The sequence below is a fragment of the Nocardioides sp. genome (assembly GCF_036405735.1).
Lineage (GTDB): Bacteria > Actinomycetota > Actinomycetes > Propionibacteriales > Nocardioidaceae > Nocardioides.
In genome coordinates this window covers 16,018-42,333 of the sequence record NZ_DASWXC010000075.1, presented here as the reverse complement: position 1 = coordinate 42,333, position 26,316 = coordinate 16,018, and the positions used below count along the sequence as shown (strand labels likewise).

Annotated in this window: 25 protein-coding genes; 3 read left to right on the top strand and 22 right to left on the bottom strand. The window is 72.8% G+C overall.

Annotation, left to right across the window (positions count from 1 at the left end):
* Positions 1-43: 43 nt before the first annotated feature.
* On the bottom strand, positions 44-1,093 hold the full coding sequence (locus tag VGE38_RS12340) for a LacI family DNA-binding transcriptional regulator (protein ID WP_331142843.1): 1,050 nt from the start codon (positions 1,091-1,093) through the stop codon (positions 44-46).
* An 84-nt stretch (positions 1,094-1,177) separates the two neighbouring features.
* On the opposite strand from VGE38_RS12340, the gene radA reads away from it, so the two are divergent.
* Complete coding sequence (radA, locus tag VGE38_RS12335) at positions 1,178-2,611, top strand: DNA repair protein RadA (protein ID WP_331142842.1); 1,434 nt, start codon at positions 1,178-1,180, stop codon at positions 2,609-2,611.
* A gap of 76 nt (positions 2,612-2,687) precedes the next feature.
* Complete coding sequence (gene disA / locus VGE38_RS12330) at positions 2,688-3,770, top strand: DNA integrity scanning diadenylate cyclase DisA (RefSeq protein WP_331142841.1); 1,083 nt, start codon at positions 2,688-2,690, stop codon at positions 3,768-3,770.
* Positions 3,771-3,853: 83 nt separating this feature from the next.
* On the opposite strand, the gene VGE38_RS12325 is transcribed toward disA, so the two are convergent.
* Positions 3,854-4,672 carry a hypothetical protein gene (locus VGE38_RS12325; protein ID WP_331142840.1) on the bottom strand — a complete coding sequence of 273 codons (819 nt, stop codon included), beginning with the start codon at positions 4,670-4,672 and terminating at the stop codon, positions 3,854-3,856.
* An 80-nt stretch (positions 4,673-4,752) separates the two neighbouring features.
* Between VGE38_RS12325 and VGE38_RS12320 the strand changes: the two genes are divergently transcribed.
* Entirely contained in the window at positions 4,753-5,619 is an 867-nt protein-coding gene (locus tag VGE38_RS12320) for an HhH-GPD family protein (protein ID WP_331142839.1), read from the top strand.
* 315 nt (positions 5,620-5,934) lie between these two features.
* Here VGE38_RS12320 and VGE38_RS12315 read toward each other — a convergent pair whose 3' ends face one another.
* The 20 genes from VGE38_RS12315 to dacB all read right to left on the bottom strand — a co-directional run bounded on the left by VGE38_RS12315 (position 5,935) and on the right by dacB (position 26,309).
* Positions 5,935-8,481 (bottom strand): ATP-dependent Clp protease ATP-binding subunit, encoded by a 2,547-nt coding sequence (locus tag VGE38_RS12315; protein WP_331142838.1) that lies wholly within the window; start codon positions 8,479-8,481, stop codon positions 5,935-5,937.
* 233 nt (positions 8,482-8,714) lie between these two features.
* Entirely contained in the window at positions 8,715-9,050 is a 336-nt protein-coding gene (locus VGE38_RS12310; RefSeq protein WP_331142837.1) for a histone-like nucleoid-structuring protein Lsr2, read from the bottom strand.
* Positions 9,051-9,168: 118 nt separating this feature from the next.
* Positions 9,169-9,942, bottom strand: a complete 774-nt coding sequence (locus tag VGE38_RS12305; RefSeq protein ID WP_331142836.1) for a type III pantothenate kinase — start codon at positions 9,940-9,942, stop codon at positions 9,169-9,171.
* Complete coding sequence (nadC, locus tag VGE38_RS12300; RefSeq protein WP_331142835.1) at positions 9,939-10,853, bottom strand: carboxylating nicotinate-nucleotide diphosphorylase; 915 nt, start codon at positions 10,851-10,853, stop codon at positions 9,939-9,941. Before nadC ends, VGE38_RS12305 begins: the two co-directional genes overlap by 4 nt.
* Positions 10,850-12,505: an L-aspartate oxidase gene (locus tag VGE38_RS12295; protein ID WP_331142834.1), complete on the bottom strand. Its 1,656-nt coding sequence runs from the start codon at positions 12,503-12,505 to the stop codon at positions 10,850-10,852. The genes nadC and VGE38_RS12295 overlap by 4 nt, the downstream gene beginning before the upstream one ends.
* 26 nt (positions 12,506-12,531) lie before the next feature.
* Positions 12,532-12,948: an aspartate 1-decarboxylase gene (panD, locus tag VGE38_RS12290; RefSeq protein WP_331142833.1), complete on the bottom strand. Its 417-nt coding sequence runs from the start codon at positions 12,946-12,948 to the stop codon at positions 12,532-12,534.
* The gene (panC, locus tag VGE38_RS12285; RefSeq protein WP_331142832.1) at positions 12,948-13,820 is read right to left on the bottom strand and encodes a pantoate--beta-alanine ligase; all 873 of its coding nucleotides are present in this window, start codon (positions 13,818-13,820) and stop codon (positions 12,948-12,950) included. Before panC ends, panD begins: the two co-directional genes overlap by 1 nt.
* On the bottom strand, positions 13,817-14,818 hold the full coding sequence (locus tag VGE38_RS12280) for a Rossmann-like and DUF2520 domain-containing protein (RefSeq protein ID WP_331142831.1): 1,002 nt from the start codon (positions 14,816-14,818) through the stop codon (positions 13,817-13,819). The genes panC and VGE38_RS12280 overlap by 4 nt, the downstream gene beginning before the upstream one ends.
* Positions 14,819-14,966: 148 nt before the next feature.
* Entirely contained in the window at positions 14,967-16,109 is a 1,143-nt protein-coding gene (locus tag VGE38_RS12275) for a glycosyltransferase (protein WP_331142830.1), read from the bottom strand.
* Positions 16,110-16,147: 38 nt separating this feature from the next.
* A complete protein-coding gene (locus VGE38_RS12270; RefSeq protein ID WP_331142829.1) occupies positions 16,148-16,756 on the bottom strand; it encodes a hypothetical protein in 609 nt (202 codons plus the stop codon).
* Positions 16,757-16,882: 126 nt separating this feature from the next.
* Positions 16,883-17,401 (bottom strand): DUF3180 domain-containing protein, encoded by a 519-nt coding sequence (locus tag VGE38_RS12265; RefSeq protein ID WP_331142828.1) that lies wholly within the window; start codon positions 17,399-17,401, stop codon positions 16,883-16,885.
* Positions 17,402-17,415: 14 nt separating this feature from the next.
* Positions 17,416-17,985: a 2-amino-4-hydroxy-6-hydroxymethyldihydropteridine diphosphokinase gene (gene folK / locus VGE38_RS12260; protein ID WP_331142827.1), complete on the bottom strand. Its 570-nt coding sequence runs from the start codon at positions 17,983-17,985 to the stop codon at positions 17,416-17,418.
* A gap of 42 nt (positions 17,986-18,027) precedes the next feature.
* Complete coding sequence (folB, locus tag VGE38_RS12255) at positions 18,028-18,396, bottom strand: dihydroneopterin aldolase (RefSeq protein WP_331142826.1); 369 nt, start codon at positions 18,394-18,396, stop codon at positions 18,028-18,030.
* An 18-nt stretch (positions 18,397-18,414) separates the two neighbouring features.
* Complete coding sequence (gene folP / locus VGE38_RS12250) at positions 18,415-19,239, bottom strand: dihydropteroate synthase (RefSeq protein WP_331142825.1); 825 nt, start codon at positions 19,237-19,239, stop codon at positions 18,415-18,417.
* Between the two features lie 7 nt (positions 19,240-19,246).
* Complete coding sequence (folE, locus tag VGE38_RS12245; RefSeq protein WP_331142824.1) at positions 19,247-19,861, bottom strand: GTP cyclohydrolase I FolE; 615 nt, start codon at positions 19,859-19,861, stop codon at positions 19,247-19,249.
* Entirely contained in the window at positions 19,858-21,897 is a 2,040-nt protein-coding gene (ftsH, locus tag VGE38_RS12240) for an ATP-dependent zinc metalloprotease FtsH (RefSeq protein WP_414690946.1), read from the bottom strand. Before ftsH ends, folE begins: the two co-directional genes overlap by 4 nt.
* Positions 21,898-22,141: 244 nt before the next feature.
* Complete coding sequence (hpt, locus tag VGE38_RS12235; protein WP_331142823.1) at positions 22,142-22,693, bottom strand: hypoxanthine phosphoribosyltransferase; 552 nt, start codon at positions 22,691-22,693, stop codon at positions 22,142-22,144.
* 10 nt (positions 22,694-22,703) lie between these two features.
* A complete protein-coding gene (gene tilS / locus VGE38_RS12230; protein WP_331142822.1) occupies positions 22,704-23,723 on the bottom strand; it encodes a tRNA lysidine(34) synthetase TilS in 1,020 nt (339 codons plus the stop codon).
* 10 nt (positions 23,724-23,733) lie between these two features.
* A complete protein-coding gene (locus VGE38_RS12225; RefSeq protein ID WP_331142821.1) occupies positions 23,734-24,789 on the bottom strand; it encodes an Rv3626c family coenzyme F420 biosynthesis-associated protein in 1,056 nt (351 codons plus the stop codon).
* A gap of 146 nt (positions 24,790-24,935) precedes the next feature.
* Complete coding sequence (gene dacB, locus VGE38_RS12220; RefSeq protein WP_331142820.1) at positions 24,936-26,309, bottom strand: D-alanyl-D-alanine carboxypeptidase/D-alanyl-D-alanine endopeptidase; 1,374 nt, start codon at positions 26,307-26,309, stop codon at positions 24,936-24,938.
* Between the last annotated feature and the right edge of the window lie 7 nt (positions 26,310-26,316).

The window sequence follows — 26,316 nt, the reverse complement described above, 5'->3', positions numbered from 1 at the left end:
GGCGCGGCGCCGGCCATCATGCCAGCGTGGCGTCAGGCTGGTCTCAGGCGAGGTCGGGGCCGCTGGTGCCGCGCACCTCGAGCGTCGGCGCCAGCATCAGCCCGGGACCGACCTGGGACGGCGTGGAGAGCAGTCCCTCCAGCGCCTTGACCAGCTCGACGGCAGCCGCCTCGAGCGGGAGGCGGACGCTGGAAAGACCTGGCCACACGGTCTGGGCGACCTGGCTGTCGTCGAAGCCGACGACGGCCACGTCGTCCCCTGCCTGCAGGCCCCGCTCGGCCAGCGTGTGGAGGACGCCCATCGCCAGCGTGTCGGAGGCACAGACGAACCCCGTCGGCCGGGCGTCGTCCAGGAGCACCTCGGCGGCCGCCCGGCCCGAGGCCACGGTGTCCTCCACGCGCGAGGCCAGGCCCGTCGTGGGCAGGACCGCCTCCCGCATCGCGCGACTCCAGCCGGAGCGCCGCTCCTCGCCGAGGAGGGAGTCCTTGCGCCAGCCGATCCAGGCGATGCGGCGGTGGCCCTTGTCGATGAGGTGCCGGGTGGCCAGGTGCGCGCCGGCCGCGGTGTCGACGTCGACCCAGGGATGCCGCGCGCCGGGGTCGGTCCACGGCCGGCCGAACGCGACGAACGGCGCCCGGCGCTCCCGCAGCCACGCGCTCTGCGGGTTGCCCAGGTAGGTGTCGGTGACCACGAAGGCGTCGACCGCGGTCGATCGCAGCAGGTCGTCGTACCCGGAGGTGACGTCCTCGCCCTCGCCGGTGAAGAGCAGCACGTGGTAGCCCACCTCGCGGGAGGCCTCGACCAGCGAGTGGACGAAGCGGTCCATCAGCGCGTTCGCCGTCCCCTCCTGCACCGGGGCGATCCGCAGCCCCACCAGGTGAGAGGAGCGGGTCCGCAGGTTGCGCGCCGCGCGGTTGGGCAGGTAGCCGAGCTGCTCGATGGCCTGCTGCACCCGGGTCAGCGTGTCGGCACGCAGCAGGTCGGGGTTGTTGACGGCGTTGGACACCGTCTGCCGGGAGACGCCGGCCAGCTCGGCGACGTCGGCGAGCGTCGGGGCGCCGCCGGAGGACAACCGCCCGCCGTACCGTGACACCGGCCCCACCTCCGTTGATCGATCCAACCCGGCACGGCGGAGCATATCCGCGCAATGTCGGAGCCGTCGCCTAGCGTTCAGGCCATGTCCCGATCTGCCGCGAAGCCGCCCCGCCCGACCTTCCGCTGCAGCGAGTGCGGCTGGGAGACCGGCAAGTGGGTGGGCCGCTGCGGCGAGTGCCAGGCGTGGGGCTCGGTCGCGGAGGCCGCGTCCGCCCCCGTCGGGCGTACGCCGGCCGCGCCGGTCACCTCGCGCGCGGTCCCGATCGCCGACGTCGCCGTGGAGGAGTCAGCCTTCCGCTCCTCGGGCGTCCCCGAGCTCGACCGGGTGCTCGGTGGCGGCCTCGTGCCGGGTGCGGTGATCCTGCTGGCGGGCGAGCCGGGGGTCGGCAAGAGCACGCTGCTGCTGGAGGCGGCCGCGCAGACCGCGCGCTACCACCGCCGGACGCTCTACGTCTCCGGCGAGGAGTCCGCCTCGCAGGTCCGGTTGCGCGCCGACCGCACCGGCGCGCTGCAGCCGGAGCTCTACCTCGCCGCCGAGACCGACCTCGGCGCGGTGCTCACCCACATCGACCAGGTGCAGCCGACGCTGCTCGTCATCGACTCGGTGCAGACCATCAGCGCCTCCGGGGTCGAGGGCGTCCCGGGCGGCGTGACCCAGGTCAAGGAGGTCGCCGCGGCCCTGGTGCGGATGGCCAAGAGCCGCAGCATCACCACGATCCTGGTCGGCCACGTCACCAAGGACGGCTCCATCGCGGGCCCCCGGGTGCTGGAGCACCTCGTCGACGTGGTGCTGCACTTCGAGGGCGACCGCAACAGCCGGTTCCGGATGGTCCGGGCGATGAAGAACCGGTTCGGGCCGATCGACGAGGTCGGCTGCTTCGACCTCGGCGCCGACGGCATCACCGCCGTGACCGACCCGACCGGGATCTTCGTCGAGAGTCACCACCAGCCGGTGGCCGGCACCTGCGTCGCCGTCACGATGGAGGGCCGCCGCCCGATGCTGGCGGAGGTGCAGGCGCTGGTCACCCACAGCGCGCTGGAGCGGCCGCGGCGTACCACCTCCGGCCTCGACGGCTCCCGGGTCGCCATGGTCCTCGCCGTGCTGGACCGGCACTGCGGCGTGCGGCTGCACCAGCAGGACGTCTTCGCCTCGACAGTCGGCGGTGCCCGGCTCACCGAGCCGGCCAGCGACCTCGCGGTCGCCGTGGCCCTGGCCTCGGCGGCCGAGGGCACGCCCCCACCCCGCGGCGTCGTCGCGATGGGCGAGATCGGGCTGGCCGGCGAGCTGCGGCGCGTCCGCGACCTGCCGCAACGGGTGGCGGAGGCGGCCCGGCTCGGCTTCTCGGTCGCGATCGTGCCCAGCGAGCCCGCCGACCGCGGCCCGCACTCGCCGGAGAAGTGGAGCGTCGACGGCATGCGGGTCGTCGACGTCCCCGACGTCGCGTCCGCGCTGCGGCTGCTGCGACTCGCCGGCGACGACTCCGGCCGGCCGCTGCGGGCGGCGCCGGAGTTCTGAGCATCGGCGAGCCCGTCACCGCCCCCGGGCGCACCGGATAGACTCCGGGCAGTCGCCCTCGAGAAAGGACCCGTCGTTGGTCACCGACCGGTCGGAGGAGACCCTCCGCCTGCGCGAGACGCTGGCCCTGATCGCTCCGGGCACTCCCCTACGTGACGGCCTCGAGCGGATCCTCCGTGGCCGCACCGGCGCGCTCATCGTGCTCGGTCACGACAAGACCGTCGAGGCGATCTCGACCGGCGGCTTCCAGCTCGACGTGCCGTTCTCCTCCACCGGCCTGCGCGAGCTCGCCAAGATGGACGGCGGCATCATCATCGACTCCGGGATCACGCGGATCATCAAGGCCGCCGTGCACCTGATGCCGGACCACACGATCCCCTCCAGCGAGACCGGGACGCGACACCGCACCGCCGACCGCGTCGCCAAGCAGACCGGCTTCCCGGTCATCTCGGTCTCGCAGTCCAAGCAGATCATCGCGGCGTACGTCGGCGAGACCCGCCACGTGCTCGAGGACTCCGGGCAGATCCTGTCGCGTGCCAACCAGGCGCTCGCGACCCTCGAGCGCTACAAGATGCGGCTCGACGAGGTCGCCTCCACGCTGTCGGCCCTGGAGATCGAGGACCTCGTCACCGTCCGCGACGTCGCCGTCGTCGCCCAGCGTCTCGAGATGGTCACCCGCATCGCCCGCGAGATCGAGGACTACGTCCTCGAGCTCGGCACCGACGGCCGCCTGCTCGCCCTGCAGCTGGAGGAGCTGGTCACCGGCGTCGACGCCGAGCGGGAGCTGGTGATCCGCGACTACCTGCCGCGGGGCCGCAGCTCGAAGAGCCCCGAGGAGCTGCTCACCGAGCTCGAGGCGCTCTCGGCGACCGAGCTGGTCGACCCCGCCTCCACGGCCCGCGTCCTCGGCCTCGGCAACGGCGAGCACCTCGACGGCGCCGTCGCCCCGCGCGGCTACCGGCTGCTCGCCAAGGTGCCCCGGCTCCCCGGCACCGTGGTCGACCGTCTCGTCGAGCACTTCGGCACCTTGCAGAAGCTGCTCTCGGCCAGCATCGACGACCTCCAGACCGTCGAGGGCGTCGGCGAACTGCGCGCCCGCTCGGTCCGCGAGGGCCTCTCCCGCCTCGCCGAGTCGACGATCCTCGAGCGGTACGTCTGAGGGCCGACGTACCTGACCCTGTCAACCATCCTCCGGCGTGTCGCCGTTGGTGAGGTCAGGTGCCCGCCCTCAGGGGGCGGAGATCAGTCGACGTTCGGAGGCGCGGTGACGGTCGCGGTCGGCGTACCCGGCTGCGGACGCTTCTTGGCGCGCCGCTGGTCGGTGGCGGGCTGCGGCGCGGCGGGAGCGGTCGCGGCCGGAGCCGGAGGCGTGGTGGGAGCCGGCGGGGCCGGGAGCGGCTTGCGCAGCGGGAACTGTACGTCGACCGGCTCGCCACCGAGGACCGCGGCGGTCACGTGGTAGTAGCCCGGGAGCGCCCACCGGGTGTAGGAGGAGCAGTCCTCGTCGGAGCGCCGGGAGTTCCACAGCACGTCGACGCTGGTCGGCGTGTCACGGCGAACGACGAGGTCCCGGCTCGCGATCGCCTTCGGGCAGTCCAGCGTCGACCAGATCCGGTCGTTGCCGGAGGTGATCTTCAGCTGCAGCGACTTCGGTCCGAAGCGCCACGTGCAGGCGGGGTTCGACTGGGTCCGCAGCTCCAGCCGGATCACGACGGGCGTCGTGGCGCGGGCGTCCACGACGGTCGGCGTGGCGACGATGTCGTCGTCGGAGCACCGGCCCTCGGGCGCGAGGAGCATCGGCGTCGTGGGCGCCGGCGCGACGGGGGCGGGCGCCGTGGCGGCCTGCTCGGTGGCGACCGGAGCCGTCGGCGATGTCGAGCCGCTCGGGCTCGGGGCGGTCGAGGCCGCGACGTTCGCCGCCTCCTGGGCCCGGTGCTCGCCGCCGTCGCCCCCGAAGAGTCGTGCGAAGCCGACGACGAGCAGGAGCGCGATGCCGACCACAGCGAGGCGGCGGCGCCAGTAGACCCCGGCAGGCAGGGGGCCACGCGTCAACGCCGTCATGCGGCACAGGTTAAGGGCGCGGCAGCGTTGCGCCGGGGTGCCACACCGAGCGCCCGGAAAGGAAGGGAGAATCAGCGTCGATGAGCTCCCTGCAGGCGCCCGTGCTGGCGTGGTACGACCAGCACCAGCGTGATCTCCCCTGGCGCACGGCCACGGCGACCCCGTGGTCGGTGATGGTCAGCGAGTTCATGCTGCAGCAGACGCCGGTCAGCCGGGTGCTGCCCGTCCACGCGGCGTGGCTGGAGCGCTGGCCGACGCCGGCGGCGCTGGCGGCCGAGCCCACGGGGGAGGCGGTCCGGGCCTGGGGCCGGCTGGGGTACCCCCGCCGCGCCCTGCGGCTCCACGCCGCCGCCACGGCGATCGTGGAGCGGCACGACGGCGAGGTCCCCTCCTCCTACGACGACCTGATCGCCCTGCCCGGCATCGGTGACTACACCGCCGCCGCGATCGCGACGTTCGCCTTCGGTCGCCGCCATGTCGTGCTGGACACCAACGTCCGCCGGGTGCTGGCGCGCACGCTGGGCGGGGTCGAGTTCCCGGCCCGGTCGGTGACGCGCGCCGAGCGCGACCTCGCCGCGTCGGTGCTGCCGGAGGACGAGCCCACCGCGGCCACCTGGTCGGTCGCGGTCATGGAGCTCGGTGCGCTGGTGTGCACCGCGGCGGGGCCCCGCTGCGAGGACTGCCCGGTGGCCACACTCTGCGCGTGGCGAACGGCCGGCAGGCCGGCGTACGCCGGGCCGCCGCGTCCCACCCAGGCGTGGGCCGGGACCGACCGCCAGTGTCGTGGCCGACTGATGGCGCTGCTGCGCGAGAGCCACGGCCCGGTCCACCGCAGTGTCCTCGACGGCGCCTGGGAGAAGGCCGACCAGCGCGAGCGCGCCCTCGCCGGCCTGATCGCCGACGGGCTGGCCGTCCAGGTCGGCCCGGACACGTTCGCGCTGCCCTGATCGTCGTCGCCCGCAAACTGTCACCGTGACCCTTGCAACTGTCACCGTGACACTTTGCGGCGAGCGTGACACTTTGAACCGTCACTCCCGACGCGAACTGTCACCGTGACACTTTGCGACGCCCACAGAGGCGAGCGCCGCGGACCCGACCCCCACCCGCAAAGTGTCACCGTGACCCTTTGCGGCGAGCGTGACATTTCGAACCGTCACTCCCGACGCGAACTGTCACGGTGACACTTTGCGACGCCCACAGAGGCGAACGCCCCGGACGCGTTGGCGTCCGGGGCGCTCATCAGGCTGCCTGTCAGGCGTGGGTCACTCCTGGTCGGTCGGGCCCTCGTCCGTCGCCTCGGCGTCGCCGATGCCGGCGGTCTCGAGCGGCGGCATGTCGGGCAGGGCGCTGACCTTCTGGCCGTGGAACGTGAAGGTCGCGCCGGGGCCCTCGCCCTCGACGTCGACCAGCACGATCTGGCCGGGGCCGACCTCGCCGTAGAGCATCTTCTCGGCCAGGACGTCCTCGATCTCCCGCTGGACGGTACGCCGGAGCGGGCGCGCACCGAGGACCGGGTCGAACCCTCGCTCGGCCAGGAGGTTCTTCGCCGCCTGGGTGAGCTCGAGCTGCATGTCGCGGTCCTTGAGCCGGACCTCGACCGCCGCGATCATGTTGTCGACCATGTGAATGATCTGCTCCTGCGACAGCGGCGGGAACACGATGACCTCGTCGACGCGGTTGAGGAACTCGGGCCGGAAGTGCTGCTTGAGCTCCTCGGAGACCTTCGCCTTCATCCGGTCGTAGGAACCCGCGGCGTCACCGGCGTTGAATCCGATGCCGACCGACTTTCCGATGTCGCGCGAGCCCAGGTTGGTGGTCATGATGATGACGGTGTTCTTGAAGTCCACCACCCGGCCCTGGGAATCGGTCAGGCGACCTTCCTCCAGGATCTGCAGCAGGCTGTTGAAGATGTCCGGGTGGGCCTTCTCGACCTCGTCGAAGAGCACGACCGAGAACGGCTTGCGGCGCACCTTCTCGGTGAGCTGGCCGCCCTCCTCGTAGCCGACGTAGCCCGGAGGCGAGCCGAACAGCCGCGAGACGGTGTGCTTCTCGCCGAACTCCGACATGTCGAGCTGGATGAGCGCGTCCTCGTCGCCGAAGAGGAACTCCGCGAGCGTCTTGGACAGCCACGTCTTACCGACACCGGACGGGCCGGCGAAGATGAACGAGCCACCGGGGCGCTTGGGGTCCTTCAGGCCGGCGCGGGTGCGGCGGATCGCGCGGGAGAGCGCCTTGACGGCCTCGTCCTGACCGATGACCCGCTTGTGCAGCTCGTCCTCCATCTTGAGCAGCCGGGTGGACTCCTCCTCCGACAGCTTCACGATCGGGATGCCGGTCGCCACGGCGAGGACCTCGGCGATCAGCTCCTCGTCGACCTCGGCGACCTCGTCCATGTCGCCGGCGCGCCAGGCCTTCTCGCGCTCGGACTTCTTCAGGATCAGCTGCTTCTCCTCGTCGCGGAGGCGGGCAGCGGCCTCGAAGTCCTGGCCGTCGATCGCGGCCTCCTTGCGCTGGCGGACGTCGGCGATCTTGTCGTCGTACTCGCGGAGGTCGGCGGGCGCCGTCATCCGGCGGATCCGCAGCCGCGAGCCGGCCTCGTCGATGAGGTCGATGGCCTTGTCGGGCAGGAACCGGTCGGAGATGTAGCGGTCGGCCAGCGTCGCGGCCGAGACCAGCGCCTCGTCGGTGATGGTGACGCGGTGGTGGGCCTCGTAGCGGTCGCGCAGGCCCTTGAGCATCTCGATCGTCTCGGCGATCGACGGCTCGGGCACCTGGATCGGCTGGAAGCGGCGCTCCAGCGCGGCGTCCTTCTCGAGGTACTTGCGGTACTCGTCGAGGGTGGTCGCGCCGATCGTCTGCAGCTCACCGCGCGCCAGCATCGGCTTGAGGATCGAGGCCGCGTCGATGGCGCCCTCGGCCGCACCGGCGCCGACGAGGGTGTGGATCTCGTCGATGAACAGCACGATGTCGCCGCGGGTGCGGATCTCCTTGAGGACCTTCTTCAGCCGCTCCTCGAAGTCGCCGCGGTAGCGCGAGCCGGCGACCAGGGCGCCGAGGTCGAGGGTGTAGATCTGCTTGTCCTTGAGCGTCTCGGGCACGTTGCCCTTGACGATGTCCTGGGCCAGACCCTCGACGATCGAGGTCTTGCCGACGCCGGGCTCGCCGATGAGGACCGGGTTGTTCTTGGTACGGCGGGACAGCACCTGCATCACGCGCTCGATCTGCGGCTGCCGGCCGATGATGGGGTCGAGCTTGCCCTCACGCGCGTCCTGGGTGAGGTTGCGCCCGAACTGGTCGAGCACGAGCGAGGAGCTGGGCGCCTCGCCGGACGCACCGGCAGCGGCCGTCGCGGACTGCGAGGACTCCTTGCCCTGGAAGCCGGAGAGCAGCTGGATGACCTGCTGGCGCACCCGGTTGAGGTCGGCGCCGAGCTTCTGCAGCACCTGGGCGGCGACGCCCTCGCCCTCGCGGATCAGGCCGAGCAGGATGTGCTCGGTGCCGATGTAGGAGTGGCCGAGCTGCAGCGCCTCGCGCAGGGAGAGCTCGAGCACCTTCTTGGCACGGGGCGTGAACGGGATGTGCCCCGAGGGGGCCTGCTGCCCCTGGCCGATGATCTCCTCGACCTGCGCGCGCACGGCCTCGAGGGAGATGTCGAGGCTCTCCAGCGCCTTGGCGGCGACGCCCTCGCCCTCGTGGATGAGACCGAGCAGGATGTGCTCGGTGCCGATGTAGTTGTGGGAGAGCATGCGGGCCTCTTCCTGGGCCAGCACGACCACCCGACGGGCTCGGTCCGTGAACCGCTCGAACATGCGCATCGCTCCTAGCTTCTGGGGGCAACCGGCGGCGGGCTCATCGGCGAGCTCGGGCCGGTCTCGAAGTTCTACAACCCCGCCGACAGCCTACGCGTTCCCCCACGGCAGGCCACGGGCGTGCGCTGACAGCGAACACGCCGCAGGCGTGGGGGGAGTCTGCGGCGTGTTCGCTGAACTGGTCGCCCCGATGATCCTGCACAGACCGCGCGGGGATCGCGAGGAGCTCGAGGTCAGTGGGCGGCGTCGTACGCCGACTTCACCTCGGCCGGGATGCGACCCCGCTCGGGGACGTCGAACCCGTTGGAGCGCGCCCACTCCCGGACCTCCTTGGGGCTGACGCCGCCGTTCGAGGAGGCGGCCGGGCGCCGACCGGGGCCGCGGCGGCCGCCGGCGGCGACCTTGCGGCCGTGGCCGATGTAGGGCGCGAGAGCCTCGCGCAGCTTCGCCGCATTGGCGGTGTTGAGGTCGATCTCGTAGGACGTGCCGTCGAGGGCGAACGAGACGGTCTCGTCAGCCTCCGAACCGTCGATGTCGTCCTCGAGAACGATGTGGACCTTCTGAGCCATCGTCATTCCTTTGCTGTTTTCCGAAAGAGGAACGAATTGATGATGCCACATTCAATTCGAAAAGCGGGGTCTAACCCGGGTTGACAAAAATTAACGCCGGGTCGAACGCGCGAACGGCTCAGGAGTTACGGCGGTAAACCAGTTCCAGTCCCTCGAAAGTCAGCCAGGGGACATGGTCGGTGAAAGAGCGGCATTCCTCGACGACCAGCGGTGCGAGATATCCGGTGGCGATGACCCGCACGCTCTCGAGGGGCACGCCCAACGCCCGGATCATCCGGTCGGTGATCCCCTCGACCTGCGCGGCGACGCCGAAGACCATGCCCGACTGCAGCGCCTCGACGGTGTTCTTGGCGATCACCGACCGTGGCCGCGCCAGCTCGACCTTGCGCAGCTGCGCGCCGCGGCGGCCCAGCGCCTCCAGCGAGATCTCGATGCCCGGCGCGATCGCCCCGCCGACATACGCGCCGGCCTCGTTGACCACGTCGAAGGTGGTGGCCGTGCCGCCGAACGCGACCACGATGCAGGGGCCACCGAAGCGGTGCGCGGCCGCCAGCGCGTTGACGATGCGATCCGCGCCGACCTCGCGCGGGTTGTCCATCAGGATCGGGACGCCCGTGCGCACGCCGGGCTCCACGATCACGGCAGGGACGCCGGCGAAGTGGCGCGGCAGCATCTCCCGCCACTCGTGGAGTACGGCGGGCACGGTGGCGCACAGCGCGAAGCCGGTGACCTCGTCGAGCCGCCCGCCGAGCAGGCCCCGCAGCAGCACGGCCCACTCGTCGGCGGTGTTGCGCTCGTCGGTCGCGACGCGCCAGTCCGCCAGCACCTCACCCTCCCGCACCAGGCCCAGCACGGTGTGGGAGTTGCCGATGTCGACCGCGAGCAGGCTCATGGCACCTCGTCCAGGTCGAAGCCGATGTCGAAGACCCGCACCGAGTGCGTCAGCGCGCCGACGGACACGAAGTCGACACCGGTCTCGCCGACCTCACGCGCCCGCTCCAGCGTCAAACCGCCGGATGCCTCGAGCGTCGCCCGGCCCGCGGTGATCGCGACCGCCTGGCGCATCGTCTCGCTCGACATGTTGTCGAGCAGGATGCGCTCACACCCCGCGTCCAGCAGCTCACGGAGCTGGTCGAGGTCGGTGACCTCGACCTCGACCGGCAGCTGCGGGTACGCCGCCCGCACCGCCTCGAACGCGGGGACGACCCCGCCCGCGGCGATGACGTGGTTGTCCTTGACCAGGGCCATGTCGGCGAGCCCGAAGCGGTGGTTGACGCCGCCGCCGCAGACCACGGCGTACTTCTGCAGCGCCCGCAGGCCCGGCAGGGTCTTGCGGGTGTCGAGCACGCGGGCGCCGGTTCCCGCCAGGGCGTCGACCCAGGCGGCGGTGGCGGTGGCGACCCCGGAGAGGTGGCAGGCCAGGTTGAGCGCGGTCCGCTCCGCCGTCAGCAGGCCCCGGGTCGGGCCCGAGACACGCATGACGACGTCGCCGGGCCGCACGCGGGTGCCGTCGGGCACCCGGTCGGTGACCTTCACGTCGTCGCCGAGCACGACGTGGAAGGCGAGGGCCGCCACGGCGAGACCCGCGACGACGCCCTCCTCGCGCACCGCGAAGTCGCCGGTCGCCCGGGCGTCGGCGGCGATGGTGGCCGCGCTGGTGACGTCGACGTCGCCGTGGTCGGGCAGGTCCTCGCCCAGCGCCGTCACGATCGTGCGGTAGACCTCCTTCGGCTCCAGGCCGGCATGGGCCAGCTCCTGGGCGAGGCCGGCGGGGAGGTCGTCGTACGCCGTCAGGCTGGTCATCGTGGGACTCCGTCGGTCGCGGGGGCGGGGGTGAACATGAGCGTCGTGGCGCCGGCGTCGAGGTCGAGGACCGTGTCGAGATGGCCGGCCCAGCGGGCGTCGTCGCGCTCGGGGTGGTCCTCGCGCCAGTGCGACCCGCGGGTCTCCTCCCGGCGCAGCGCCGCCTCCGCGAGGGCGTGGGCGACCGTCAGCACGTTCGTGGCCTCCCAGGCGGCCGGGTCGATGCGGCCGGCGGGCGTCGCCGCGATGCCGCCGAGCAGGTCGACCGCCTCCCCGAGACCGGTCGCGGTCCGAAGTACGCCGACCCGGGTGGTCATGATCTCCTGCACCTGCTTTAGCGTGCCGCCGGGGACCAGGCCGCTGGCCCCGCTGTGGCGCACCGGCTCGCTCAGCGGCCGCAGCTCACCGGGCAGCACCTCCGCGATGCGCCGCGAGAACACCAGTCCCTCCAGCAGCGAGTTGGACGCCAGCCGGTTCGCCCCGTGCACACCGGAGCACGCCACCTCACCGGTGGCGTAGAGACCGGGGACCGAGGACCGCCCCCACAGGTCGGTGTGGACGCCACCGGAGACGTAGTGGCACGCCGGCGCCACGGGGATCAGCTCGGTGACGGGGTCGACACCGTGCGCCCGGCAGGACGCGAGGATGTTCGGGAAGCGCCGCTGCCAGTACGCCTCGCCGAAGCCACGCGCGTCGAGCCACACGTTGGGGCGCCCGGTCGCGAGCATCCGCTTCATGATCGCCTTGGCGACGATGTCGCGGGGAGCGAGGTCACCGAGCTCGTGGACGCCGGCCATCACCCGCTCCCCCGTCTCGTCGACCAGGACGGCGCCCTCGCCGCGGACGGCCTCGGAGATGAGCGGCTGCTGGCCGCGGGAGTCCGGGCCCAGGTACATGACGGTGGGGTGGAACTGCACGAACTCCAGGTCGCGCAGCCGGGCGCCGGCGCGCAGTGCGAGCGCCATGCCGTCGGCGGTGGCCACCGCGGGGTTGGTCGTCTGGGAGAAGACCTGGCCCAGGCCGCCGCTCGCGAGTACGACGGCGCGTGCCCGCACGAGACCCACACCATCGAGGTCGCCCTCGCCCATCACGTGGATCGTCAGCCCGGCGACGCCGCCGTCCTCGGCGGTGACCAGGTCGACGACCATGGCGTGCTCGAAGACCAGGATCTCCGGCGCCCGCTTGACCGCCTCGATGAGGGCCCGCTGGATCTCGGCACCGGTGGCGTCGCCGTTGGCGTGGGCGATCCGGTCGCGGTGGTGGCCGCCCTCGCGGGCCAGGGAGAGGTTGCCCTCGGGATCCTTGTCGAAGTCGGCCCCCCACTCGATGAGCTCCCGGACGGCGTCCGGACCCTCGGTGACGAGGATGCGCACGGCGTCGCTGTCGCAGGCACCAGCCCCCGCGACGAGCGTGTCGCGCTCGTGCTGCTCGGGGCTGTCCTCGGGACCGAGCGCGGCCGCGATGCCGCCCTGTGCCCACTGCGTGGAGCCGGCGGCGAGGACGTCCTTGGTGACGACCGCGATCCGCTCGACCCGGTCCCGCAGGCGCAGTGCCGCGGTGAGGCCTGCGATGCCCGAGCCGACCACGATCACGTCGGCCCACTCGGTCCAACCGGGGTCGCGGGTGGCGAGCAGACCCGGCAGAGAACTCACGGCGGCAGGCTAGTGGGAACCGACGCTCAGGCGTCGACGAGGTCGCCGCGTGAGAGGCCGTAGCCCGCGGGGACGTCGGCCGGGTCGCCGCCGAGCGTGACGACCTTGTTGTCGGCGTCGACGAACACCACGTGCGGCTGCAGCTCACGGGCCTCCTGCGTCGTCACCTGCGCGTAGGCGATCAGGATGACGATGTCGCCGGGGTGCACGAGGTGGGCGGCGGCGCCGTTGATGCCGATCACGCCCGAGCCCCGGGGGCCGGCGATCGTGTAGGTCTCCAGCCGGGCGCCGTTGGTGACGTCGACGATGTGGACCAGCTCGCCCTCGAGGAGGTCGGCGGCGTCGAGCAGGTCCTCGTCGATCGTCACCGACCCGACATAGTGCAGGTCCGCCTGGGTCACGGTCGCGCGGTGGATCTTGGACTTCATCATCGTGCGCAGCATCAGAATCGGAGCTCCATGTTGTCGATCAGCCGGGTGGTCCCGACCTTGGCGGCCACCAGCGCACGGCCCTCGGTGCCGGCCTGGGGGTAGTCGGGAAGGTCGCCGAGGTCGGCGGCCCGCAGGGCGAGGTAGTCCAGCTCGATGCCGGGCTCGGACCGCAGCACGCTCATCGCGGCCCAGCGCGCCGCGGGCAGGCCGTACGCCGCCCGCTCCTGGGCCGCTCGCAGCGCCCGGGAGAGGACGGTGGCGACCTGCCGCTGCTCGGCGGACAGGTACCGGTTGCGGCTGGACAGCGCCAACCCGTCCGACTCGCGCTGGGTCGGCGCGCCGACGACCTCGATGCCGAGGCACAGGTCGGCGGCCATGCGGGTGATGAGCGCGAGCTGCTGGTAGTCCTTCTGCCCGAAGACCGCGACATCGGGACGCACCAGGCCGAAGAGCTTGGCGACCACGGTGAGCACACCGCGGAAGTGGCCGGGTCGGGTGGCGCCCTCGAGGAGGTCGGCGAGGTCGCCCGGGACGACGGTCGTCATCGCCGCCATCGCGTCCGCCGCGACGCCGCCGGGGTACATCTCCTCCACGCTCGGCGCGAAGACGACGTCGACACCCTCCCGCTCGCAGACCACCAGGTCGGCGTCGAGGGTGCGCGGGTAGCGGTCCAGGTCCTCGCCGGCGCCGAACTGCAGCGGGTTGACGAAGACCGTCACGACGACCGGGCCGGCGCCGACGTGCTCGCGCGCGACGCGCATCAGGCTGGCGTGACCCTCGTGGAGCGCACCCATGGTCGGAACCAGGCCGACGCGCTCCCCGGCCGCGCGACGGTCGGCGAGCAGCTTCTGGAGCTCCTCGCGGGTGCTGGCGAGGATCGTCATCGGGCGTGCCCGCGGGTGGTCTCGACAAGCCTCGCTTCGCTCGTCTGCTCGACCACCGAGGCAGGCGCGACCACCGAGGCAGGCGCGGCCACGGGAGCCGGCTCGACCGCGGTGCTCGCGACGTCGAGGACCGCGGCGATCTTCCGCGCGCGGATGGGCAGGAGCCGGCCGTCGGCGACCGCACGGTCGAGCGTGGCGCGCGCCAGGGCGACGTACGACGGCAGGGTGTGCGGCGCGTCGGTGGCGAGGTCCTCCAGGTGGGCCGTCACCGTGCCGATGTCGCCGCGCACGATCGGGCCGGTCAGGGCGGCGTCGCCGTGCTCCAGCGCGTTGTCGAGGGCGGCGGTCAGCAGCGGCCGCAGCGTGCCGGCGGGGTCGTCCGCACCGGCGGCGGCGAGCATCTCCATCGCCTCGGTCACCAGCGTGACCAGGTGGTTGGCGCCGTGCGCCAGACCCGCGTGGTAGAGCGTCCGCATCTCCTCGGGCACCCACATCGGGCGGCCCCCGAGGTCGGCGACGAGCGACTCCGCGAAGGCCCGGTCGGCCGGCTCGGCGGTGAGCCCGAAGACGCAGCCCGGCCCCGAGACCGGACGCAGCCGCTCCAGGTCGACCGCGGTGCCGGTGAAGGTCATCGCGGGGTGGAGGGCGACCGTGTGGGCACCGATCTCGCGGGCCGGCGCGAGGACGGCCAGGCCGTGGCGGCCCGAGCTGTGCACGACGTACTGTCCCTCGCGCAGCGCGCCGGAGGCGGCCAGCATCGTGACGACGTTGCTCAGCATGTCGTCCGGGACGGTCAGCAGCAGTACGTCGCAGGCTCGCGCGACGGCGCTGGGCTTGGCGACCGGGACGCCGGGCAGCAGGGCGGCGATCCGCGCGCGGGAGGCGTCGGACTCACCGGCGGCGGCGACCACGTGGTGGCCGGCGTGCGCCAGGGCGGCGGAGAGGACGGCACCGACGCGACCAGCGCCGACCACGCCCACCCGAAGGGGTGCTGTCATGGATTCGCGAACCTTTCGTTCCAGTCCCACCGACCACCCCGTGACGGGGCCGGGAGGGGTACCGGACGGCTGTCTCGACTCGACAACGACGACGGTACGCGCGCGTCATCCCCATGGGAACGGCGCGGGGTGTGACCTGACGCACGCCTCAGCCGGTCGGCGGCGTCCGACGGAACACCCGCAGCGCCTCGGGCAGCCCCGGCTCGTGGTACCAGGGGTGCCGGTAGCGGTTGTCCTCGACGGGGACCGCATCGGCCTCCACGAGGTCCCACAGCCGCCGGAAGTCGTCGTGCCGGTCCTGGAGGACCAGCCAGCCCAGCAGGCGCAGCGCCACCCCGAGCCGGACGTCGACCCACGGCACGGTGTCCTCCCGCCACAGCGCTCGCATCCCGTCGCGGAGCACCTCCCAGTACGCCGCGGCGGGCTCACCGTCCAGGGACGCCGCGGCGCCGAAGGTGACCTTCATGTCGACGGGCAGCACCTCTCGGTAGAGCACGTCGAGCACGCGCGGTTCGCCGTACTCCCGCACCATCGCGGCGGTCTGCTGCTTGGTGTCGAACCGCTCCACGAGGTTGGCCAGCTGGGCGCGCTTCTGCGTGGCCGAGGAGCGGTCCTCGCGCACCCGCCACTCGTAGACGACCTCCGAGAGCACGTCGAAGCGGTCGGCCGCGAGGAACGCCTGGGTCAAGGCGACCTGGTCCTCGTAGCGGACGCCCTCGGGGAAGGTGATGCCGTGCTCCACCCAGAACGAGCGGCGGAAGATCTTGTTCCAGACGAAGACGTCGGCGAGCATCAGCGGCCGGTCCTCGATGCGGAGCCGGAGCCGGTCCTCGGTGTGGTTGCGCGCCATGAGCGGCGTCGTGAACCGGCGCTCGCCCTCGACCCGCTCCACGTTGCCGACCACGAAGTCCGAGCGGGTGCGGCGCAGCGTCGCGAGCATGCTGCCCCAGGCGTCGGCCGGCAGCTCGTCGTCGGGGTCGACGAAGGTCAGGAACTCACCGCGCGCCTGCGCGACGGCGCGGTTGCGGGCCACCGACTGCCCGGCGTTCTCCTGGGTCAGTACGCGGAAGCGCGGGTCACGCCTGGCGTAGTCCGCGAGGACCGCGGCCGAGCCGTCGGTGGACCCGTCGTCGACGACCAGCAGCTCGAAGTCGCTGACCGGCTGGCGCAGGATGCTGTCCAGCGATGCCGGCAGGTAGTCGACCACGTCGTAGACGGGCACGACCACGCTCAGCAGCGGGCCCTCGGCCGGTCGACGGAACCAGCGCCACACTGCCGAGGGTCGCGTCATGGCGGCGAGGGTAACGAACCCCGGCCGTACGCCGGCGCTCAGGCGGTCTGGGCGCCCCAGGAGGTGCCGGTCCGCGCCGCGGCCTGGACCGCGGTCAGCTCGGCACGGACCACGTCGAGCTCCTGCTCCAGCTCGTGCACGCGCACGATGGCCTCGGCAGCCCTGGCCTCCGCCTCGTCGAGGCGTCCGGCGAGCGCCCGGCCGTCAGCCTCGGCCCGGTCGGCCCGGCGGGACTCCTCGGCACGGCCACGCACCGCGTCGGCGGCGCGCTGGTGCGCGGCGGTGAGGGCCGCCTCCAGGTCGGCGATGACCTGCTCGCGCTGCTGGATCTGGCCCTGCAGGTGCTGGTCGTGCTTCGCCTGCTCGGCGACGCGCGCCTCGGTGATCTCGCGGTAGCCCTGGGCCTGCACGGCGCGGTCGCGGGCGGCCTCGACGCGCGAGTCGCGCAGCTCGGCGTGGGTGATGCGGGTGGCGGTGCCGCCGAGGAGGGCGGCGGCCGCGGCAGCGAGCGTGGCGACGAGCCACGACCCGCTGAGGGCTGCGCCGGCGACGGCCAGCGCAGCGAGCACGACCAGGACCGCGGCCGTCGTCACGCGCGTGCTGCGCTGACGGCGGCGCGAGGCCGGTGTTGCCGACGGGGAAGTCATGGCGTCGAGGCTAGGCCGCTGTGACTGCTGTGACAGGTGCGACACGCGGGAACAGCGCCGGACGTCATACGAGGTGGCTGCCCCGGCGACCGGTCCGTATGACGTCCCGCCGGCCGGTACGGCGGGTCAGCGGTTCTCGGGATCGCCGCCGCGCACGCGACAGGCCCGCTCCAGCACCAGCGCGGCGACGGTGATGAGGATGCCGGCCACGCCCGCGACGGCCGAGCGGACCGCGCGCTGAGAGGCGAGCTCGGCCTCGAGGCCGAGCCAGCTGACGGCGTACCCCAGGTAGCCGCCGGCCAGCAGCGCGCCGACCAGCGCGCACGCCCGGGCCAGCACCAGCCGGTTGACCGCCTGGTGCGGTGCGAGCCGCTCACCGCGCACCTGCACCGCGCGCCACGTCGCCCACGCCGTCCCGGCGAGGATGGCCGCGACCAGCAGCAGCACCAGCGGCTGACCCCACGTGACGACGGGGGCGGTACCGGTCCAGCTCTCGGCGACGGGATGGAGCAGCCATCCCCCGACGAGCCCGACGACGGCGAAGACGGTCAGCGCACCGGGCGGCAGCGGACGCAGCCGGCCGTGGGGCGACCCGGTCGGTGGGCGGGTCGGCTCAGGGGGCGGGACCTGCTGGTCCCGGCTCACCGGGCAGCCATCTCTCAGTCGGTCTCCAGCGCGAGGTCGTCGCGCCGGGTGATGCCCTGGTCGCCCAGCCGCTCCACCAGGGTGGCGACCGGTCCGATGCCGGGCAGCTCCGCGTCCGGCTCGACGTCGAGCCAGGGCCGGAGCACGAACGCACGCTCGGCGGCACGCGGGTGCGGCACGGTCAGCTGCGGCTCGTCGTGCACCTTGTCGCCCACGACGATCAGGTCGACGTCGAGGGTGCGGGGTGCGTTGTGGACGTCGGAGCGCTGCCGGTCGAAGGCGTCCTCGATGGCGAGCGCCCGGTCCAGCAGCCGCTGCGGCGAGAGCGTGGTGTCGAGCAGCACGACGGCGTTGAGGAAGAGTCCCGCGTCGTCGGGGCTGTCCACCGGGTCGGTCTCGTAGACCGGAGAGACGCCGGTGACCCAGACGTCGGGGGTGTCCGCGAGCGCCGCGACCGCACCCTGGAGGTTCCCCACCCGGTCGCCGAGGTTCGAGCCCAACGCCACGACGGCTCGACGGATGGGCCGCATCTCCCCCGTCATGGTGTCGGCGTCGATGATGTTGGGGTTGGGCGTCTCGGTCACGGTCGCTGTCCTCCTGGTGCTACGAGCGGTCGCCGCGGGGGCTCAGGTACCCGACCGGTGGCGGGTGATGGTGAGGACCACGTCCGAGAACGTCGCCTCGATGGGTGCGTCCGGCTTGTGCACCGAGACGCGGACCCATTCAACACGGGTGTCCAAGAGGCAGACGTCCGCGATCCGCTGGGCCAGCGTCTCGATCAGGTCGACCGGGTCACGCTCGACGGCGGCCTTCACCGCCGCCACGAGACTTCCGTAGTCCACGGTGTCCTGCAAGTCGTCGGACGCGGCCGCGGGGCGGGTGTCGACGCCGAGGACGAGGTCGATCGGGAAGGTCTGGCCCTCCCGCCTCTCGAACTCGAAGACGCCGTGGTGGGCGAAGCACTCGATGCCGAGCACGGCCAGTTCGTCGGTCATGGGGTCCTCTCGATGGGGTCAGGAGCGCAGCCGGCGTACGACGGCCAGCGCGTCGGTGGCAGCCCGGACGTCGTGGACGCGCAGGCCCCACACGCCGCGCTCGGCCAGCAGCGCGACCAGTGCGGTGTGCGCGCTCTCGCGCTCGGCGACCGGCCGCGGCGTCCCCTCGGCGTCGCTGAGGAGGTGGCCCAGGAACGCCTTGCGACTGGCACCGACCAGCACCGGCAGGCCGTGCGAGAGCTCGGCCAGGCCGGCGAGCAGCTGCCAGTTGTGGTCGGCCGTCTTGGAGAACCCCAGGCCGGGGTCGAGGACCAGCCGGTCCTCCGCGATGCCGGCGGCCCGGGCGGCGTCGATCCGCTCGGCGAGCTCGTCGCGCACCGCCGCCACGACCCCGCCGGGCCCGTCGTACGACGCCAGCTGCTGCATCCGGTCGCTGTGGCCGCGCCAGTGCATGACGACGTACGTCGCCCCGCCGGCCGCGGTGATGTCGAGGATCCTGGGGTCGGCGAGCCCGCCGGACACGTCGTTGACGATCGTGGCTCCGGCCGCGATCGCGGCCTCGGCGACCTCGGCGCGCATGGTGTCGACCGAGACGACGGCACCGGCGGCGGCGAGCTCGGAGATCACCGGCACGACCCGGGCCAGCTCGTCCTCGACCAGCGGCCGGGTCGCCCCCGGCCGGGTGGACTCGCCGCCGATGTCGAGGATGTCGGCGCCGTCGGCGAGCAGCCGGTGGCCGTGGGCCACGGCGTCGTCGGTGGCCAGGAACCGGCCGCCGTCGGAGAAGGAGTCCGGGGTGACATTGACGATCCCCATGACGAGGGGTGGCTCGTGCCGGCTCATCGAGCCCTCAGCGACTGCGGTTGATGAGGCCCATCGCCTCGGCGCGGGTGGTGGCGTTGGTCAGCATGCTGCCCCGGACGGCCGAGGTGATGGTGCGGGCGCCGGCCTTCTTCACGCCGCGCATGGTCATGCACAGGTGCTCGGCCTCCATCACCACCAGGCAGCCGCGGGCCTCGAGGATCTCCATCAGGGAGTCCGCGATCTGCGTGGTCAGCCGCTCCTGCACCTGCGGACGCTTGGCGTAGACGTCGACCAGCCGGGCCAGCTTGGACAGCCCGGTGATCTTGCCGGACTCCGAGGGGATGTAGCCGACGTGGGCCACGCCGCTGAACGGGACGAGGTGGTGCTCGCACATCGACCAGAACTCGATGTCGCGCACGAGCACGAGCTCGTCGTGACCGATGTCGAAGGTCGTCGTGAGGACGTCCTCGGCCTCCATCCGGAGCCCCTGGGTGAGCTCGGCGTACGCCCGGGCGACGCGGGCGGGGGTGTCGAGCAGGCCCTCGCGGTCGGGATCCTCCCCGATCGCGAACAGCAGCTCGCGCACGGCCCGCTCCGCACGGGCGTGGTCGAACTCGGGCGCGGCCGCGCCGCCCTGCGTCAGGGTGATCGGGTCGGTCATGCCTGGTCCGACGGCGTGCTCTCGGGGGCGGACCCGGGCGTCGGGACCACGGTGCCGTTGGCGCCGGTGGCGCCGTTGCTGCCGTTGGCACCGCCCGCGAGACCCGCCATCGCGCGGTCGCGGATCCACTGCGGGATCTCGACGGCCGGCTGGTCGGAGGGGCGCCGGGTCGGCGAACCGGTCCAGGCCGGCCGCTCGGGACGGCGCCGCAGCGGCGTGAAGATCTCGGCGATCTCCTCCTTGCCGAGCGTCTCCTTCTCCAGCAGCGCGAGGACCAGCGCGTCGAGGACGTCGCGGTTCTCCTCGAGGACGTCGAACGCCTCCTGGTGGGCGGTGGCGAGGAGCTTCTTGACCTCCTCGTCGACGACACCGGCGATCTCCTCGGAGTAGTCGCGCTGGTGGCCGAGGTCGCGACCCAGGAACGGCTCGCCGTTGGAGCTGCCGAGCTTGATGGCGCCGAGCCGCTCGGTCATGCCGTACTGGGTGACCATCGCGCGGGCCAGGTGGGTGGCCTTCTCGATGTCGTTGCCGGCGCCGGTGGTCGGGTCGTGGAAGACCATCTCCTCGGCGGCCCGGCCGCCCAGCATGTGCGCGAGCTTGTCGAGCATCTCGCTGCGGGTCTGGGAGTACTTGTCCTCGTCGGGCATCACCATCGTGTAGCCCAGCGCCCGACCACGCGGCAGGATCGTCACCTTCTGCACCGGGTCGTTGTGCGGCATCGCCGCGGCGACCAGGGCGTGACCGCCCTCGTGGTAGGCGGTGATGAGCTTCTCCTTCTCGCTCATCAGCCGGCTGTGGCGCTGCGGACCCGCGATGACGCGGTCGATCGCCTCGTCCAGGGCCGCGTTGGTGATCAGCTTCTCGTTGGAGCGCGCGGTGAGCAGCGCCGCCTCGTTGAGCACGTTGGCCAGGTCGGCGCCGGTGAAGCCGGGGGTACGGCGGGCCACGCTGGTCAGGTCGATGTCGGCGGCCAACGGCTTGCCGCGGGAGTGCACCTTCAAGATGTGCTCGCGGCCGCTGAGGTCGGGGGCGTCGACCTGGATCTGGCGGTCGAAGCGGCCCGGGCGCAGCAGCGCCGGGTCGAGGACGTCGGGCCGGTTGGTGGCCGCGATCAGGATGACGCCGCCGCGCACGTCGAAGCCGTCCATCTCGACGAGCAGCTGGTTGAGGGTCTGCTCGCGCTCGTCGTGACCGCCACCCATGCCGGCGCCGCGGTGGCGTCCGACGGCGTCGATCTCGTCGATGAAGACGATGGCCGGCGCGTTCTCCTTGGCCTGCTCGAACAGGTCGCGGACCCGCGAGGCGCCGACGCCGACGAACATCTCGACGAAGTCGGAGCCGGAGATCGAGTAGAACGGCACGCCGGCCTCGCCCGCGACGGCGCGGGCGAGCAGGGTCTTGCCGGTGCCGGGCTGGCCGTAGAGCAGCACGCCCTTGGGGATCTTGGCGCCCACGGCCTGGAACTTCGCCGGCTCCTGGAGGAACTCCTTGATCTCGGCGAGCTCCTCGATCGCCTCGTCCGCGCCGGCGACGTCGGCGAACGTCGTCTTCGGCATGTCCTTGGAGATGAGCTTGGCCTTGGACTTGGCGAACTGCATGACGCCGCGACCGCCGCCGCCCTGGACCTGGTTCATCAAGAAGAGGAACAGCAAGACGATGAGCACGAAGGGCAGCAGGAAGCTGAGGATCGAGCCGATCAGGCTGGGCCGGGCGACCTCGGAGTTGAACTTCTCGATGGTGCCGGCGTCGACCTGCTCCTGGACCGCGGCGAGCATGGTCTCCTGGCCGCCGTCGACCCAGTGCGTGGTGACCTCGGCGCCGCCGGAGCGGACGCCGTCGTCGAGGGTCGCCTTGATCTGCTGGTCGCCGTCGATGAAGGTGATCGACTCGACGTCGCCGTCCTCGATGTACTTCACCATCTGCGAGGTCGGGATCTCGTCGCCACCGCGGTTGGGGGCGAGGTACTGCAGGGCCAGCAGGACGCCGACCACCGCGACGATCATCCAGACCCAGGGACCCTTGAAGATGCGCTTCACAGGCTTCTCTCGAACTCTACGGACACGGAACCGGGACGAACGCCCCTGAAGGGGCAACGAACCAGTCGCCCAGATTGTCCCACGCTACTGGGTAAGGCTCAGCGTCGTCCGCACCGCCGGGGCCGCAGGGGCCAGTGAGCGTCGTCCGGTGCGTGCGCTGGCAAGGCGGAGGAGGGAGGCGGCCTTAGAGAGAAGCGGGCCGGCGACCGACGACAACGCCGCCAGCGTGCGCGCCGGGCGGCGCTCAGGAGTAGACGTGGGGGGCGAGGGTGGAAATGTCGCGCAGGTTGCGGTAGCGCTCCCGGTAGTCCAGGCCGTAGCCGACCACGAACTCGTTGGGGATGTCCCAGCCGACGTACTTGACGTCGACCGGCATCGACTGCGCCTCGGGCTTGCGCAGCAGCGTGGCGATCTCGATGCTCGCCGGGTTGCGGGAGCTGAGGTTGGCGATCAGCCACGACAGCGTGAGGCCGGTGTCGATGATCTCGTCGACCACGAGCACGTGCCGGCCCGCGATGTCGGTGTCGAGGTCCTTGAGGATGCGCACCACGCCGCTGGACTTCGTGCCGGAGCCGTACGACGACACCGCCATCCAGTCGATCTCGACATGCCGGTCCAGGGCTCGGGCCAGGTCGGCGATGACCATGATCGCGCCGCGCAGCACGCCGACGATGAGCAGGTCCTTGCCGTCGTAGTCGGCCTCGATGCGCCGGGCCATCTCCTCGATCCGCTGCTGGATCTCCGCTTCGGTGAAGAGGGTCTCGACCAGGTCGTCCTTGACGTGCTCGGCGTCCATGGGCGGCAGCCTAACCGGGGGCCGCGGCGCCGTCGGCATCGCCGTCGGCCAGCCGCGCCGGGACGATCCGGACGAGTCCGTCGCGGCGTACGGCGCGCAGGTGGCCCGGCAGGTCGATCCACCGCTGCCCGCGCCAGTCGGTGACCAGGGCGTCGACGGCGAGCACGTGCTCGTGGAACAGCTCGGCCGCCGGAGCACCGGCGGCGAGCGCCGCCAGCCGCAGCACCCGGCGGCGCAGGGCGACGGGCTGCTCGGCCAGCGCGTCCGCGGCCAGGCCGGCGGGCTGCGCCACCGCGTCGTACGCCTGCTCGGCGAGGTCGTCGAGCAGGTCCATGTCGGCGCGCAGCTGGTCGGCGGTGCGGGCCAGCGCGGCCGGGATGCCGGGGCCGAGCTCCTCCTCCAGGACCGGCAGTACCCGCTCCCGCACCCGGACCCGGGTGTAGCCGGGATCGAGGTTGTGGGGATCGGTCCAGTAGCCGAGGCCGGCCACCTGGCAGGCGGTGACGGTGTCGTCGCGCCCGACGTCGAGCAGCGGGCGCCGGTAGCGGTCGAAGCTGCGGCGCATCCCGGCGATGGACCGGCCGCCGGACCCACGGGTCAGCCCGAGCAGCACGGTCTCGGCCTGGTCGTCCCGGGTGTGACCGAGCAGCACGACGGCGGCGTCGACGTGGTCGGCGACCTGGTCGAGGACGGCGTACCGCGCCCGCCGGGCCGCCGCCTCCGGGCCGAGCCCCCCGGCGTCGACGGAGACCCTGGCACCGACGGTCTCGTCGACGCCGATCGTCCGTAGCTGGTCCAGGGTGCGCTCGGCCTGGGCGGCGCTGCCCTCCTGCAGGCCGTGGTCCACGGTCACCCCGACGATCCGCAGGCCCGCCTTGTGTCCCTCGAAGACCGCAGCGTCGGCGAGCGCCAGCGAGTCGGCTCCGCCGGAGCAGGCGACCAGCACCGTCGTACCCGGCCCCAGGTCGGCCAGGCTCCCGCGCACGGCGCGGCGCACCGCCGCGACGCAGGGGTGCAGCGCACCGCCCATCTGCGTCACCTCAGCCCAGCACGCGGCCGATCCAGGCCGGCGGGTCGTGGATCTCGGCCAGGGAGGGCAGGTGCGCGGGCTCGGCGAACACGGCGTTGAACCGCTCCATGCCGACCCGGTCGACGACGGTGCGGACGAAGACGGCGCCATCGCGGTACTGCGCCATCTTGGCGTCCAGGCCGAGCAGGCGGCGCAGCAGCCGGTCCAGGGTGCCGACGCCCTGGCGGCGCTGGGTGAACTTGCGCCGGATCGCGTCGACACTCGGGATCACGCTCGGCCCGACGCCGTCCATGACGACATCGGCATGGCCCTCGAGCAGCGACATCAGCCCGGTCACGCGGTCCAGGATCGCGCGCTGCTCGGGGGTGCTCACCACGTCGATGATGCTGCCGGTGCCACCACGGACCAGCTCGGTGACACGCTTGAGCCCGTCGTCGAGCAGCGCCGCCACGTCGGCGCCGCCCAGCGTGTCGGCCAGCGCCTGGACCTCGGAGAAGAGGTGGTCGCGCAGCCACGGCACGGCGGTGAACTGCACCCGGTGGGTCTCCTCGTGCAGGCAGACCCAGAGCCGGAAGTCGCCCGGCACCGCGCCCAGCTCCCGCTCGACGTGGACGATGTTCGGCGCGACCAGCAGCAGCCGTCCGGCCTCGCTCGTGCCGCGCTCGGCTCCGGTGTGGAAGGGGTCGAACTGGCCCAGCACCTTCCCCGCCAGGAAGCCGAGCAGCGCGCCCGCCTCCGCGCCGGTCACCCGGGAGCCGATCGCACGGGTCAGGCCGGTGGGACTGCGGCGGGTCTCGAGGGCCGTGACCAACGGGGCCAGCACGGTGGCGAAGGAGTCGGCGTTGGCCTGCACCCAGCCGGCGCGGTCGACGACCAAAACGGGGGCGGTGTTCTCGGGAGCCTCGAGGCCGGTGTGGTCGCGGACGAGGCGGGCCGAGCGGGCGGCGTCCTCGCGCAACTCCGCGACCACGTCACGGGCCTCCTCCCGACTCACGGTCGGGCCGTCGCCGGCCAGCCGGGTTCCGAGGCGAACGGCGAGGTCCCAGTCGATGAGAGGGGCGGCCATGTCCCGAACCTAGCCGACCCCCGTCTGTGGGCGGCGCCGCTGCCCCGTCGGTCGAGCAGCGAAGGCCACCGGTGGTCGAGCAGCGAAGGCCCGCCCCCGGTGGTCGAGCCGGCGAGCCGCCAGGCGAGACGTGTCGAGACCAGCCGTCAGCCGGCCGCGCAGTGGCAGCCCGCCAGGGCGGCCGCGGCGGCGTCGAGGGCGTCGCGCGCGGCGAGACTGCGCGTGGCGTCCACGCGGTCGGCCATCAGCACCAGCGTGAGCGGTGTGCCGTCGAGGTCGACCACCGTGCCGGCGAGAGCGTGGACGCCGGTCAGCGTCCCCGTCTTGGCGCGAACCAGCCCGAGCCCGGGGCCGGCGGCAGCCTCCTCGAAGCGCTCCACCAGGGAGCCGTTGAAGCCCGCGACCGGCAGGCCGGTGACCAGTACGCCGAGCTCGGGCTGCTGCGTGGCGAGCTGCAGCAGCGCCGTGAGCGTCGCGGCGGGGATCCGGTTGCCGCGCGAGAGGCCGCTGCCGTCGCGCAGCACGACGCCATCGGTGGGGACGCCGAGCTCGCGCAGCTGGGTCAGGGTCGCCTCGGCGCCGCCCGCGAAGCTCGCCCGGCCGACGACGACCCGTCCGACGTGACGCGCCAGCACCTCGGCGGCATCGTTGTCGCTGGTCTCCAGCACGTGCTGGACGATCTCGCGCAGCGGCGCGCTCGCCACCGCGACGTCCACGGTGGGCTGCGCTGACCCCGCCGCCCCCGTCGGCGCCGGTCCGGGCCCCGGAGGCCCCGTGACACTCACCCCCTGCTGAGCGAGGTACGCCGCCACCCGGGTCGCTGCCGCCAGGGCCGGGTCCTCGACCCGGCGGTCCCCCTCGCGGCCCTGGTCGGCCCACAACGCGCTCACGGGCGAGACGACGTCGTCGGCGGGGAAGGTCGGAGCCCAGTCCGGGCTCAGGCGAGGGCCGGTGAAGAGGGTGTCGTCGTAGCGCAGCGTGACGCTGGTGGTCCCGGCCGCCTTCAGCGCGTCGGCCGCCCGGACCGCGAGCGTGCGCAGGTCGGCGCGCCGCGGATAGGACTTCCGAGCAGGCTCCGCAGCGAGCAGAGGGTCGCCGCCACCGACCAGCACGAGCGATCCGGGGGCGTCGGAGACGAGTCGGGTGCCGAACCTCGCCTCCGGCCCGAGCGCGATCAGCGCGGCCGCGCCGGTCAGCAGCTTGGTCAGCGACGCCGGCACGGCCGCGCCGTCGCCGGCGTTGAGCACCGGCGGGCCGCCGTACAGCGGAGCGACCTGGGCGACGACGTGGGGGCCGAGGTCGGGATCGGCGAGCCGGCCGGTGAGCGCCTGGGCCACCTTCGCGGGGTCGGCGGTGGGGCCGGCGGCGGCCACGGCCACGGCGGCGGGCGTCACCGCCGGCGTCTCCCACGGGTCACGCGGTTCCGGACCGGTCAGCGGCGTGCGGTCGAGCCACTCCTCGACCCATCCGAGGCGGTACGCCGTCCCGGCGGCCGCCACCACGAGGAGGAGCGTCAGCACGACACTC